We start from the raw sequence: 13,142 nt of genomic DNA, 5'->3' as shown, positions 1-13,142 counted from the left end.
CGTGATGGGTCTGTTCACAGCCCGTGGCGGGCTGCGAAGTGGTTCATTCGTTGCGGTTTATTTGCTGGTGAGCTGGAGGTTTTCAGCCGCCGGTTTGCCATCGAAAGTGGTAACGCCTTCGAGCCAGCGCTGTTTGTCCTGCGGGTGATCCTTGAGCCATTGTTTGGCCGATTCGAAAGCGTCCTTGTGATCGAGCAGCGGCTGCATCATCCGGCTCTCGTCTTCGGCGGTGAACGTCAGGTTGCTCAGCAGGCGGCTGACGTTCGGGCATTGTTCGGCGTATTTCGGTGCGGTGACGGTCCACACGGTGGCCATGCCTTCGTTCGGGCCGAGGGCGTCGTCGCTGCCGGTCAGATAGGTCATCTGCACGTTGACGTTCATCGGGTGCGGCGCCCAGCCGAAGAACACCACGGCTTCCTTGCGGCGCACGGCGCGATCGACGGCGGCGAGCATGCCGGCCTCGCTGGATTCCACGAGCTGGAACTTGCCGAGGCCGAACTGGTTCTTGGCGATCATCGCCTTGATTTGGGTGTTGGCGCCCGAGCCTGGTTCGATGCCGTAGATCTTGCCGCCCAGCTCTTTCTCGAACTTGGCGATGTCGGCAAAGGTTTTCAGGCCCTTGTCCGCCAGATAGGTCGGCACGGCGAGGGTGGCGCGGGCGTCCTTGAGGCTCGGCGCTTCAAGCACCTTGACCTGGTTGGCCTCGACGAACGGGGTGATGGTCTGGGTCATCAACGGGTTCCAGTAGCCGAGGAACAGATCCAGACGCTGGTCGCGGATGCCGGCGAAGACGATCTGCTGGGAGGCGCTGGTCTGTTTGGTGCTGTAGCCGAGGCCGTCGAGCAGAACCTGGGCCATGGCGCTGGTGGCGATCACGTCGGTCCAGTTCACCACGCCCATGCGCACGTTCTGACACGATGCGGAATCGGCCGCCATGACACTGGCGCTTAAAAACGCGGTACCGCTGAGTGCAAGAACACAGCTGCTGATCAGTCGTTTCATGTCGGGTTCCTCGGCAGGTCGTTATTGTGGGTTCCGGCATCTGTGCGCCGGTGATGCTCAAATTACGCAGCAATGCCCCTGTAAAAACGCACTGCGGCGACCAGCTCTTGCACTGCAGCGACCTGTGCTCTTGAATGCCGCCGACAACTGGCGTATCAACGTTGCACGCTACCCGCTGACCGAGTGCGCGCCATGTCCCAGGATTTCTACTTTCTGTTGATGCCGGGTTTTTCCGCCATCGGGTTCATCTCTGCGATCGAACCGCTGCGGGTGGCCAACCGCTTTCGCGGCGAGCTGTACCGCTGGCACGTGTTGAGCGCCGATGGCGGGGCGGTGCTGGCGAGCAACGGGATGTCGGTCAACGCCGATGCGGCGCTGGAGCCGCTGAAGAAAGGGGCGACGCTGCTGGTGGTCGCCGGTTTTGAACCGCTGAAGTTCGCCACCCCGGCGCTGGAGCACTGGCTGCGACGGCTGGACAACGAAGGCGTGACCCTCGGCGCCATCGACACTGGCAGCTTCGTCCTCGCCGAGGCGGGCCTGCTCGATGGTCATCGGCTGACTCTGCACTGGGAGGCCATCGACGCCTTCAAGGAATCTTATCCACAGCTCAGCGTCACCCAGGAGCTGTTCGAGATCGACCGTCGGCGCATCACATCCGCCGGCGGCACCGCGTCCATCGACCTGATGCTCGACCTGATCGCCCAGGCCCACGGCCCGCAACTGGCGATCCAGGTCAGCGAGCAGTTTGTATTGGGGCGGATTCGTCCGCGCAAAGACCACCAGCGCATGGAGGTCGCCACGCGCTATGGCATCAGCAACAAGAAGCTGGTGCATGTCATCGGCGAGATGGAGCAGCACAGCGAACCGCCGCTGACCACCCTGGAGTTGGCGGAATCGATCAAGGTGACCCGGCGGCAACTGGAGCGGTTGTTCCGTCTGCACCTGAACGACACGCCGAGCAATTTCTATCTGCGCTTGAGACTGGAGAAGGCCCGGCAGCTGTTGCGCCAGACCGACATGAGCGTGCTCGAAGTGAGCATCGCCTGCGGGTTCGAATCCCCGTCGTATTTCACCCGCAGCTACCGGGCGAAGTTTGCCCGGTGTCCGCGGGAGGATCGGCGACGGGAGGCCGTTTGACGGACGATTATAGTTAATTATACTTCAAGGTATAAATTACAGTCGTTTGAATAATTGAGTGTAAAACCATGTCCCGAAACAACGGCTTCGTTTTCCGCCGCCCCGCTCTGGCCCGCAGCGTTGCCGATGGTCTGGTGGGTGCAGGTCTGCAGGATTTCACCTCCGGTCTTTTTCTGGCAGCGCCGCGCCGCACCGGCAAAAGTACTTTTCTGAGAGAGGACCTGATCCCGGAATGTCAGGCCCGAGGCTGGCTGACGGTTTACGTCGACCTGTGGGCCGACAAGGAAAAAGACCCTGCTGACCTGATCGCCAGTGCCATTGCAGGTGCGTTGGTCCCCTTTGAAAAGGGCATCCGCAAACTGGCGAAGAATATCGGCATCGAAAAACTCAGCTTCCTGCGCACCTTGTCCTGGGATTTCACCAAGCCGCAACTGCCGGCCGGCGCGACCCTGACGCAAGCGCTGGAACTGCTCCACAGCGCCGCCGAAAAATCCGTAGTGCTGGTGATCGATGAGGCTCAGCACGCGCTCACCACCGCCGCAGGCATCAACGCGATGTTTGCCCTGAAGGCTGCACGGGATCAGCTCAATCAGGGGCGTGAAGGCGAGGGCAGCGGTTTGCATCTGGTGTTCACCGGTTCCAATCGCGACAAACTCGCCCACCTGGTACTGGGCAAAAGCCAACCGTTTTTCGGCTCGAGCATCACGCCCTTTCCGTTGCTGGGGAAAGAGTTCACCCAAGCGTACACCTTGCACCTCAACGCCCATCTGGCCGAGACCAACCAGTTCAGTGCGGCCGATATCGACGAGGCCTTTGAATTGGTGGGGCGGCGCCCGGAGATGTTGCGCACCATCATCGGCGAAGTCGCGCTGGAGCTGGGCGAGGCCAGCAATCTGGGCCAATTGCTGCAGAGCCGCGCCGAATTGTTGCGCGCCGGCGTGTGGACCGAGTTCGAAAGCGCCTGGAACGCCCTGACCATCCCTCAGCGCGCCGTGCTGGAGGTGATGGTGGAGCGCTCACAGCACAACGAGCCTTTTGCCCCTTTCACCGACAGCACACTCATGGCAGTCGGCAAGGCACTGGAAAACATGGGCAGCGACGTGGTGCCGGGCACCCAGACCATTCAGGCCTGCATCGATGCCCTGCGCGACAAGGAACTGGTGTGGAAGTCGAGCCGTGGTGGTTATGCGCTGGAAGACAAGTCCTTTGGCGACTGGCTGAGCGCACGTAAAAAGGGCTAGTTACTTCTTCACCAATGCCGAACACGCTGCCTTGTAGGCTTCATGCTGATACTTGTTCAGCGTGCCCGGCAGCTCAAAGTTGTGCTTCTTGGCCTGGGCATTGATCGTCTGCGGCGACAGCAGCGTCACCTCGCAACCGTCCAGCAACTGAAACACGCCCTCGATCTTGAACGTAGTCGGCCCACCGGCAAACTCGCCCTTCTTGCTGCGCTTCTTGATCGCGATGCGATCGATGGAGTTCTCGCGCACGAACGACGCCACTTGAGCGGCGAACAGCTTCACGTTGGCCGCCTCGTCGTCATCGTCCAGCGCGATTTTCTTGGTGCCCAGAGCCACATGGCTCAGCCCCGAACCATCGAGGGACGCCACGGCGATGATCGCTTCACTGCCTTTGATTTCGATACCGCAGATATTCATGTGAATCCCTTGATTGGCTGAAGAGGTGCAGCTTACAGCTCAAGCCCTCACTCCTGTCCAATCGACTCCAAAAACTCCGACCGCTCGTCACTCATCCGCGCCACGCAGTCATTCTGCGCAATCTTGAACGCCTTGCTGCCGTCCGTCGCCGGGAAGGCTTCTACGGCGCAGTCGGCGTCGCGGGTCTTGAGCCATTGTTGCTGGGCGGTCTTGAGTTTGGCGGTGATGTCCGCCAGTTGCGCCGGGTTCTTGCCGTAGGCTGTCTGCATGCGTTCGTTGAGGCTGGCGTAGTTGTCCTTGAGCAGGTCTTCGGCGGTGGTGCGGCTGTAGGCCGAGCATTCCAGGGTCTGGATGTCGTTTTCCACCGCATCGCACGGGTTGTTGTCGGACTCTTCGGCGGCGTGTACGCCGGTCGCAATCAGGGCCAGGGCCAGGAAGATCGATTTCATTGATGTCGCCGCTCTAATCCAGTGGTGTTTCCGGGATGCGGCAGATTCTGGCTCAAGCTCGCGGGCTTGAACAGGTGGCCGGTCGGACCGGTTGGCGACCCTTTGTCGCGGATTGACGCTTTCGGCAATTCCCCTGTCGTTTTTGCACCCGGCTGGTCGCGCACCGAGGCATATGCTGGCCCCAAAGCGCCGGCAGACGATTCGGCGCATGAATCGCCAATAAGGGGACGCCTGATGAGCCCAGCCGAATTACACGCCGACAGCATCGTTATCGACGGTCTGATCATTGCCAAATGGAACCGCGAGCTGTTCGAAGACATGCGCAAGGGCGGTCTGACGGCGGCCAACTGCACCGTGTCGGTGTGGGAGGGCTTTCAGGCCACGGTCAACAACATCGCCGCCAGCCAGAAACTGATTCGTGAAAACAGCGACCTGGTGATCCCCGTCCGCACCACCGCCGACATCCGCAAGGCCAAGGAGCAAGGCAAGACCGGCATCCTCTTCGGCTTCCAGAACGCCCACGCGTTCGAAGACCAGATCGGCTATGTCGAGGTGTTCAAGCAGCTCGGCGTCGGCATCGTGCAGATGTGCTACAACACTCAGAATCTGGTGGGCACCGGTTGCTACGAACGTGACGGCGGCCTGTCGGGTTTCGGTCGCGAAATCGTCGCCGAGATGAACCGCGTCGGTGTCATGTGCGACCTGTCCCACGTCGGCTCCAAGACTTCCGAGGAAGTCATCCTCGAATCGAAAAAACCGGTCTGCTATTCCCACTGCCTGCCGTCGGGGCTGAAAGAGCACCCGCGCAACAAATCCGATGAAGAGCTTAAGTTTATTGCCGACCACGGCGGTTTCGTCGGCGTGACCATGTTCGCGCCGTTCCTGGCCAAGGGCATCGATTCGACCATCGACGACTACGCCGAAGCCATCGAATACACCATGAACCTGGTCGGCGAAGACGCCATCGGCATCGGCACCGACTTCACCCAGGGTCACGGCCAGGACTTCTTCGAATACCTGACCCACGACAAGGGCTACGCCCGCCGTCTGACCAACTTCGGCAAGATCATCAACCCGCTGGGCATCCGCACAGTCGGCGAGTTCCCGAACCTGACCGAAACCCTGCTCAAGCGCGGCCACTCCGAGCGCGTGGTACGCAAGATCATGGGCGAAAACTGGGTGAACGTCCTGAAAGACGTCTGGGGCGAATAAGCCGCCGCTTCCCGAATACTTTCCCCCGGCCGTCCGCGCCGGGGGCAACACCAAAATTTTTCTGGAGTTAAGTTTCCATGGCCAAGATCGCCCCGCAATTGCCAATCGAAGTCGACAGCGAGACCGGTGTCTGGACCTCCGACGCCCTGCCAATGCTGTACGTGCCGCGCCATTTCTTCGTCAACAACCACATGGGCATCGAGGAAGTGCTGGGCGCTGACGCCTATGCCGAAATCCTCTACAAGGCCGGCTACAAATCCGCCTGGCACTGGTGTGAAAAAGAAGCCGAGTGCCACGGCCTGGAAGGCGTCGCGGTGTTCGAACACTACATGAAGCGCCTGTCGCAGCGCGGCTGGGGCCTGTTCAAGATCCAGGACATCGACCTCGACAAAGGCACCGCCAGCGTCAAGCTCGAACACTCGGCGTTCGTCTACGTCTACGGCAAGGTCGGGCGCAAGGTCGACTACATGTTCACCGGCTGGTTTGCCGGTGCCATGGACCAGATTCTCGCCGCGCGCGGCAGCCAGATCCGCACCGTGGCCGAGCAGGTTTACGGTGGCTCCGAAGAAGGCCACGACGACGGCCTGTTCACCGTCAAGCCGTTGTAAGTCGAGGAACCCGCCATGGCTTTCGAAGCAATGTTCCAGCCGATCCAGATCGGCAAACTGACCATCCGCAACCGCGTGCTCAGCACCGCGCACGCCGAGGTCTACGCGACCGACGGCGGCATGACCACCGAGCGGTACGTCAAGTATTACGAAGAGAAAGCCAAGGGCGGCATCGGCCTGGCGATCTGTGGCGGTTCGTCCGTGGTGGCGATCGACAGCCCGCAGCAATGGTGGAGTTCGGTGAACCTGTCCACCGACCGGATCATCCCGCACTTCCAGAATCTCGCCGACGCCATGCACAAGCATGGTGCCAAGATCATGATCCAGATTACCCACATGGGCCGTCGCTCCCGTTGGGACGGTTTCCACTGGCCGACCCTGATGTCGCCGTCGGGCATCCGCGAACCGGTGCACCGCGCCACCTGCAAGACCATCGAGCCGGAAGAAATCTGGCGGGTGATCGGCAACTACGCGCAAGCCGCGCGCCGCGCCAAGGCCGGTGGCCTGGACGGGGTCGAACTGTCGGCCGTGCACCAGCACATGATCGACCAGTTCTGGAGCCCGCGCGTCAACAAGCGGACCGACGAATGGGGCGGCACTTTCGAGGGCCGGATGAAGTTCGGTCTGGAAGTCTTGAAAGCCGTGCGTGCCGAAGTCGGTGACGACTTCTGCGTCGGCATGCGCATCTGCGGTGACGAGTTCCACCCGGACGGTCTGTCCCACGAAGACATGAAGCAGATCGCCAAGTATTACGACGACACCGGCATGCTCGATTTCATCGGCGTCGTCGGCTCGGGTTGCGATACCCACAACACCCTGGCCAACGTGATTCCGAACATGAGTTATCCGCCGGAGCCGTTCCTGCACCTGGCGGCCGGGATCAAGGAAGTGGTCAAGGTTCCGGTGCTCCACGCGCAGAACATCAAGGACCCGAACCAGGCCACGCGGATTCTGGAGGGCGGTTACGTCGACATGGTCGGCATGACCCGCGCCCACATCGCCGACCCGCACCTGATCGCCAAGATCAAGATGGGCCAGATCGACCAGATCAAGCAGTGCGTCGGCGCCAACTATTGCATCGACCGTCAGTACCAGGGTCTGGACGTGCTGTGCATCCAGAACGCCGCGACCTCCCGTGAATACATGGGCGTGCCGCACATCATCGAGAAATCCACCGGGCCGAAACGCAAGGTGGTGATCGTCGGTGCCGGCCCGGCGGGGATGGAAGCGGCCCGTGTGGCGGCCGAACGTGGCCACGACGTGACCCTGTTCGAGAAGAAGGAATTCATCGGCGGGCAAATCACCACCGCCTCGAAAGCGCCGCAGCGTGACCAGATTGCCGGTATCACCCGCTGGTTCCAGCTGGAGCTGGCGCGGCTGAAAGTTGATCTGCGCCTGGGCACTGCGGCGGACGCCGACACCATCATGGACCTGCGTCCGGACATCGTGGTGCTGGCCGTTGGCGGGCATCCGTACCTGGAACAGAACGAACACTGGGGCGCCGCCGAAGGGCTGGTCGTCAGCAGCTGGGACGTGCTCGACGGCAAGGTCGCGCCGGGCAAGAACGTGCTGGTCTACGACACCATCTGCGAGTTCACCGGGATGTCGGTGGCCGACTTCCTCGCCGACAAGGGCAGCCAGGTCGAGATCGTCACCGACGACATCAAGCCGGGCGTGGCCATCGGCGGTACGTCGTTCCCGACCTACTACCGCAGCATGTACCCGAAAGAAGTGATCATGACCGGCGACATGATGCTGGAGAAGGTCTACCGCGAAGGTGACAAGCTGGTCGCGGTGTTGGAAAACGAATACACCGGCGCCAAAGAAGAGCGGGTGGTGGATCAGGTGGTCGTCGAGAACGGCGTGCGCCCGGACGAGGAAATCTACTACGCCCTCAAGGACGGCTCGCGCAACAAGGGCCAGATCGACGTCGAGGCGCTGTTCGCGATCCAGCCGCAACCTTCGTTGAGCAGCACCGGCGACGGTTACTTGCTGTTCCGCATCGGTGACTGCGTGGCGCAGCGTAATACCCACGCCGCCATCTACGACGCCCTGCGCCTCTGCAAGGATTTCTAAAAGCTTGCACAAGACCCTGTGGGAGCGGGCTTGCCCGCGAATGCATTCTGTCAGTCACCGTTGCATCGACTGACCCGGCGCTTTCGCGAGCAAGCTCGCTCCCACAGGAACACGCCGAACGTGTTTCTCCAGGCTGTACTGGTGGGAGCTTCACCATGTTGAACACCCTTCTTCCAATCCTGTTGTTCGCAGCCCTGGCCCTCGCGGTGCTGGGAGCGTTGCGGCGGGTGGCCATGTGGCGCCGGGGCCGGGCCTCGAAGGTCGATCTGATCGGCGGCCTGTTCGCCATGCCCAAGCGTTACATGGTCGATCTGCACCACGTGGTGGCGCGGGACAAATACATCGCCAACACCCACGTCGCCACGGCGGGCGGTGCGGTGGCGTCGATCGTGCTGGCGATTCTGGTGCACGGTTTCGGCCTGCATAACCGCATTCTCGGCTACGCGTTGCTGCTGATGACGGCGGTGATGTTCGTCGGCGCGATCTTCGTTTATCGGCGCCGGCTCAACCCGCCGGCGCGGCTGTCGAAAGGCCCGTGGATGCGCCTGCCGAAAAGCCTGCTGGCGTTCTCGGCCTCGTTCTTCCTGGTGACCTTGCCGGTGGCCGGGATCCTGCCGGAGAACTTCGGCGGCTGGGTGCTCGCAGCGATTCTCGGCATCGGTGTGTTGTGGGGCGTGTCGGAACTGTTCTTCGGCATGACCTGGGGCGGCCCGATGAAACACGCCTTCGCCGGTGCCCTGCACCTGGCCTGGCACCGTCGCGCCGAACGCTTTGGCGGCGGCCGTTCGACCGGTTTGAAACCGCTGGATCTGAATGATCCAACCGCGCCATTGGGCGTGGAGAAACCCAAGGATTTCACCTGGAACCAATTGCTCGGTTTCGACGCCTGCGTGCAGTGCGGCAAGTGCGAAGCGGCGTGCCCGGCGTTCGCCGCCGGCCAGCCGCTGAACCCGAAAAAACTGATTCAGGACATGGTGGTCGGCCTTGCTGGCGGCACCGATGCCAAGTTTGCCGGCAGCCCGTATCCGGGCAAACCGGTGGGCGAACACAGCGGCAATCCGCATCAACCGATCGTCAACGGTCTGGTCGACGCCGAAACCCTGTGGTCGTGCACCACCTGCCGCGCCTGCGTCGAGGAATGCCCGATGATGATCGAGCACGTCGATGCCATCGTCGACATGCGCCGGCACCTGACCCTGGAGAAAGGCGCGACCCCGAACAAGGGCGCCGAAGTCCTGGAAAACCTGATTGCCACCGACAACCCTGGCGGTTTCGCCCCGGGCGGTCGAATGAACTGGGCGGCCGACCTGAACCTCAACCTGCTCAGCGAGAAGAAGTCCACCGACGTGCTGTTCTGGGTTGGCGACGGTGCCTTCGACATGCGCAACCAGCGTACTCTGCGGGCGTTCGTCAAAGTGCTGAAAGCGGCCAAGGTCGACTTCGCGGTACTGGGTCTGGAAGAGCGCGACAGCGGCGACGTGGCCCGCCGTCTGGGTGATGAAGCGACTTTCCAGCTGCTCGCCAAACGCAATATCCAGACCCTGGCCAAATACAGCTTCAACCGCATCGTCACCTGCGATCCGCACAGTTTCCACGTGTTGAAAAACGAGTACGGCGCGTTCGATGGCAACTACCTCGTGCAGCACCACAGCACTTATCTGGCGGAAATCATTCAGGCCGGCGCGCTGAACCTCGGTCAGCACAAAGGCAACAGCGTGACCTATCACGATCCGTGCTACCTCGGCCGCTACAACGGCGAGTACGAAGCGCCGCGCGAAGTGCTGCGCGCGCTCGGCATCGAGATCAAGGAAATGCAACGTTCCGGCTTCCGTTCGCGCTGCTGCGGCGGCGGTGGCGGGGCGCCGATCACTGATATTCCGGGCAAGCAGCGGATCCCCGACATGCGCATGGAAGACATTCGCGAGACCGGTGCCGAACTGGTGGCCGTGGGTTGTCCACAGTGCACGGCGATGCTCGAAGGCGTGGTCGAGCCGCGCCCGCTGATCAAGGACATTGCCGAACTGGTGGCCGACGCGCTGCTTGAAGACGCCGCGCCGAACAAGCCTGCCACCCCGGCCAAACGTGAACCTGCGGAGGCCCACTGATGAGCGACATTATCCGCCGCGACCCCCGCGCCGAATGGATCGCACGCAACCGCCTGCACCCGCTGCACGCGGCCATGCAACCGGCGCAACACAGCTGGATGGGCCCCAACGGGATCATCCGCAAGAACCTGCACGGCATCGGCTTCATCGGACCGAACGGCATCAAGCGCATCGACCGCAGCGGCGCTCAACAGGGCGGGGCGGTCAAACGCTCGGCCGCGGTCGAAGTGCAATTGCCGCTGCATCAGGTGCCGGCCCCGGCGTTCTACATCAGCGTGGTTCCGGACATGGTCGGTGGTCGTCTAAGCAGCCACGACCGTGACCTGCTCGGTCTGGCTCATCAGCTGGCCGGCAGCGACGGCGCGGTGCTGGCCGTGGTGTTCGGTGAGCACAAGGAAAACGCTTTCGCCACCGCAGGCGTTGACCGCTTGCTGGTGCTGGAAGGCGAAGAATTCAGCGGTTATGCACCGGAGCAACGGATCCAGGGCCTGCGGGCTGTGGATAACCAGTTCAACCCGCGTCACTGGCTGCTGCCGGACAGCCGCAGCGGTGGCGGCGAACTCGGTCGGCGCTTTGCTGCTGCTCTGGGTGAACGTCCGGCGACACGGGTGTGGCAGGTCAAGGATCAGGAGTGCATCGGCCGCGCCGGTGCCGGGTTGCAGGATCTGGCCCGCCCGGTGGCGCGGTTGATTCTGGCGTCTGCCGAATGTGCGGAACCGGTCAGCGAAACCCGGCACGAAGCGCTGCCGGTGGAGTTATCCACACCCGTCGCACGCAGCCTGTCGCGGATCGAGGATCTGGGTGCGGTGGCGGTGGATCCGGCAGCGATTCCGATGGCCGAAGCCGAGTTCATCTTCTCAGGTGGTAACGGGGTCAAGGACTGGGAGCTTTTCCACAGGACCGCCGCCGCTCTCGGCGCCACCGAAGGCGCCTCGCGGGTGGCGGTGGACGACGGCTTCATGGCCCGCGACCGCCAGGTCGGCGCGTCCGGCACCTGGGTTACGGCGCGGGTATACGTGGCCGTGGGGATTTCCGGGGCGATCCAGCACCTGCAGGGCATCGGTGCCTGCGACAAAGTGGTGGCGATCAACCTCGATCCGGGTTGCGACATGATCAAGCGTGCCGACCTGTCGGTGATCGGCGAAAGCGCGGAAATTCTTCAGGCCTTGATCGCGGCGGTAGAGGCTTACCGCAACGAAGCCAAGCGCGATGCGGCTTAAGGAACGGTTATGAGCACAAAGATCATCAGTCTGGTTTCAATCGGCGCCCACCCGACCTCCGGCCGCCCGCGCCGCGCCGATCAGGACGCCCGCGCGGTGGAGCTCGGCCTGCAACTGGCGGGGGATAACCTGCAAGTGCTGCACGCCGGCGACATCGCGGAACCGGCGCTGCGCGCCTATCTGGGCATGGGACTGGAACAGTTGCACGTGCTGGAACAACCGGCGGGCGCCGATGCGCTGCCGGCGTTGACCGACTATCTGCGTGATGCTGGCGCGCAAGTCGTACTGACCGGCAGTCAGGCGGAAACCGGAGAAGGTTCGGGAATGCTGCCGTTTCTGCTGGCCGAAGGACTGGGCTGGCCATTGGTGGTGGGTCTGGCGCAGGTCGAGTCGATCAACGACGGTTCGGCGCTGGTGCTGCAAGCGTTGCCTCGCGGGCAGCGGCGCCGGTTGAAGGTGCGCCTGCCGTTTCTGGCGACTGTGGATAACGCTGCACCCAAGCCTCGGCAGAGTGCTTATGGCCCGGCGCGACGTGGCGTTCTTCAGGCGAAAGACGTGGAAGTGGTGGATGACGAACTGCTCGCGGTGGCGACCCTGCAACCGGCCAAGCCCCGGCCGAAACGGTTGAAGGTGATCAAGGCCAAGAGCGGGGCGGACCGGATGAAGGCGGCGACGGCCAAGGCCAGTGGCGGTGGTGGGCAAGTCCTGAAAGGCGTGACGGCGCAGGCTGGTGCTGAAGCCATTCTCAAACTGCTGATCGAAGAAGGTGTTGTCCGCTGAGACCTTTGCTGACCCTCTCCCTTTGGGAGAGGGCGCTTTACCCACAATCCCTGTTGGCGGATTTGTGGATAACGTGTTCGCCCCTCCCTGCACCCCACGCCAATCAAGCTCTCCAGCCCCCAGATCAAAAAACAACCAGTCTAACTAGCGGTTTTTTCTGAGTTTTTCTCCAGAACAACTCCCGGACTTGCCCCCAATCTCTGTTGGCGCTTCTGTGGATAAGATGTTCGCTATCCGCTAAGAGCCAGATAAACCGTGGCTTACAAGGATCTGATCAAAAAACGTTCAATTCAGCTTTTTAAACCACCGATCCCCACGCAAACCCCGATTTATCAACGCCCCCAGCGCTTTTCCACAGCATCCGCCAAGTTACCCCCGAACTCTGTTGGCGCTTCTGTGGATAAGGTGTTCGCCATCCTCTGTAAGCCACGTAATCCGTGCCATGTAGCGACTTGATCAAAAAACAGTCAATCGCTTATGGAAACCCTGCTTCTGGATAAGTCACGGTTTTTCTTCACAAAACCGCGATTATTTTTCCAGATCATCCACAGTTGTCCCCATTAGCTGTGGGTGGCTATGTGGATAACTTGTTCGCCAAACCCTGCAACCCCCGGCGGGCTTAGTCCAAAAGGCAATTGATCAGATTTCATACAGTTCTAAGAGCCTGCCTTGACTTCGATCCGGTGCCTGTCTTCACTGCAATGGCACAAGGACAGCTGTCACTTATCCACATCTGGTTCAGGGAGAACGCGTGATGGATACCCGGCCCTACCGCTTACCCCTCAACCCCTGCATGCTTCGTGCTCTGCCGGCACCTTCGCCGCGCAAGCGCACGTTGCGTCGTGCCGCCAATCAGCACGCCCGTCTGTAGCGCCTGATTCCTGCCCAAACCGCT

General features: G+C 61.8%; 11 protein-coding genes. 8 read left to right on the top strand and 3 right to left on the bottom strand.

From position 1 onward, the window contains the following. Positions 1 to 57: 57 nt before the first annotated feature. On the bottom strand, positions 58 to 1,002 hold the full coding sequence (choX, locus tag L6D74_RS00655) for a choline ABC transporter substrate-binding protein (RefSeq protein ID WP_039768001.1): 945 nt from the start codon (positions 1,000 to 1,002) through the stop codon (positions 58 to 60). A 192-nt stretch (positions 1,003 to 1,194) separates the two neighbouring features. On the opposite strand from choX, the gene L6D74_RS00650 reads away from it, so the two are divergent. Then, a complete protein-coding gene (locus L6D74_RS00650) occupies positions 1,195 to 2,139 on the top strand; it encodes a GlxA family transcriptional regulator (protein WP_011336294.1) in 945 nt (314 codons plus the stop codon). Positions 2,140 to 2,207: 68 nt separating this feature from the next. Next, positions 2,208 to 3,380, top strand: a complete 1,173-nt coding sequence (locus L6D74_RS00645; protein WP_236187468.1) for an ATP-binding protein — start codon at positions 2,208 to 2,210, stop codon at positions 3,378 to 3,380. Here L6D74_RS00645 and L6D74_RS00640 read toward each other — a convergent pair whose 3' ends face one another. Continuing rightward, positions 3,381 to 3,797, bottom strand: coding sequence for a DUF3010 family protein (locus L6D74_RS00640; protein ID WP_236187467.1), 417 nt, complete (start codon positions 3,795 to 3,797; stop codon positions 3,381 to 3,383). 47 nt (positions 3,798 to 3,844) lie between these two features. Further along, a complete protein-coding gene (locus L6D74_RS00635; RefSeq protein ID WP_064599962.1) occupies positions 3,845 to 4,246 on the bottom strand; it encodes a lysozyme inhibitor LprI family protein in 402 nt (133 codons plus the stop codon). 234 nt (positions 4,247 to 4,480) lie between these two features. On the opposite strand from L6D74_RS00635, the gene L6D74_RS00630 reads away from it, so the two are divergent. From L6D74_RS00630 to etfB, 6 genes are all read left to right on the top strand, one after another. Then, positions 4,481 to 5,458, top strand: a complete 978-nt coding sequence (locus L6D74_RS00630) for a dipeptidase (protein WP_039768004.1) — start codon at positions 4,481 to 4,483, stop codon at positions 5,456 to 5,458. Positions 5,459 to 5,535: 77 nt separating this feature from the next. After that, entirely contained in the window at positions 5,536 to 6,066 is a 531-nt protein-coding gene (locus L6D74_RS00625) for a DUF5943 domain-containing protein (protein WP_011336290.1), read from the top strand. A gap of 15 nt (positions 6,067 to 6,081) precedes the next feature. Further along, positions 6,082 to 8,142: a dimethylglycine demethylation protein DgcA gene (gene dgcA, locus L6D74_RS00620; RefSeq protein WP_011336289.1), complete on the top strand. Its 2,061-nt coding sequence runs from the start codon at positions 6,082 to 6,084 to the stop codon at positions 8,140 to 8,142. 155 nt (positions 8,143 to 8,297) lie between these two features. Continuing rightward, entirely contained in the window at positions 8,298 to 10,247 is a 1,950-nt protein-coding gene (gene dgcB, locus L6D74_RS00615; RefSeq protein ID WP_236187466.1) for a dimethylglycine demethylation protein DgcB, read from the top strand. Beyond that, entirely contained in the window at positions 10,247 to 11,467 is a 1,221-nt protein-coding gene (gene etfA / locus L6D74_RS00610) for an electron transfer flavoprotein subunit alpha (protein ID WP_007959785.1), read from the top strand. The genes dgcB and etfA overlap by 1 nt, the downstream gene beginning before the upstream one ends. 9 nt (positions 11,468 to 11,476) lie before the next feature. Then, positions 11,477 to 12,247: an electron transfer flavoprotein subunit beta gene (etfB, locus tag L6D74_RS00605; protein ID WP_236187465.1), complete on the top strand. Its 771-nt coding sequence runs from the start codon at positions 11,477 to 11,479 to the stop codon at positions 12,245 to 12,247. The last annotated feature ends 895 nt before the right edge of the window (positions 12,248 to 13,142 follow it).

Source organism: Pseudomonas pharyngis (assembly GCF_021602345.1).
In the GTDB taxonomy this organism is placed as follows: Bacteria; Pseudomonadota; Gammaproteobacteria; order Pseudomonadales; family Pseudomonadaceae; genus Aquipseudomonas; species Aquipseudomonas pharyngis.
The sequence above is the reverse complement of the archived record's forward strand: the minus strand, read 5'-3'. Positions and strand labels throughout refer to the sequence as shown.

What these genes read in the sequence shown, in the direction of transcription:
- L6D74_RS00640 (WP_236187467.1), bottom strand. Translation starts at nt 3,797, where the DNA reads ATGAATATCTGCGGTATCGAAATCAAAGGCAGTGAAGCGATCATCGCC.
- choX (WP_039768001.1), bottom strand. Translation starts at nt 1,002, where the DNA reads ATGAAACGACTGATCAGCAGCTGTGTTCTTGCACTCAGCGGTACCGCG.
- L6D74_RS00635 (WP_064599962.1), bottom strand. Translation starts at nt 4,246, where the DNA reads ATGAAATCGATCTTCCTGGCCCTGGCCCTGATTGCGACCGGCGTACAC.
- etfA (WP_007959785.1), top strand. Translation starts at nt 10,247, where the DNA reads ATGAGCGACATTATCCGCCGCGACCCCCGCGCCGAATGGATCGCACGC.
- L6D74_RS00650 (WP_011336294.1), top strand. Translation starts at nt 1,195, where the DNA reads ATGTCCCAGGATTTCTACTTTCTGTTGATGCCGGGTTTTTCCGCCATC.
- etfB (WP_236187465.1), top strand. Translation starts at nt 11,477, where the DNA reads ATGAGCACAAAGATCATCAGTCTGGTTTCAATCGGCGCCCACCCGACC.
- dgcA (WP_011336289.1), top strand. Translation starts at nt 6,082, where the DNA reads ATGGCTTTCGAAGCAATGTTCCAGCCGATCCAGATCGGCAAACTGACC.
- L6D74_RS00630 (WP_039768004.1), top strand. Translation starts at nt 4,481, where the DNA reads ATGAGCCCAGCCGAATTACACGCCGACAGCATCGTTATCGACGGTCTG.
- L6D74_RS00625 (WP_011336290.1), top strand. Translation starts at nt 5,536, where the DNA reads ATGGCCAAGATCGCCCCGCAATTGCCAATCGAAGTCGACAGCGAGACC.
- dgcB (WP_236187466.1), top strand. Translation starts at nt 8,298, where the DNA reads ATGTTGAACACCCTTCTTCCAATCCTGTTGTTCGCAGCCCTGGCCCTC.
- L6D74_RS00645 (WP_236187468.1), top strand. Translation starts at nt 2,208, where the DNA reads ATGTCCCGAAACAACGGCTTCGTTTTCCGCCGCCCCGCTCTGGCCCGC.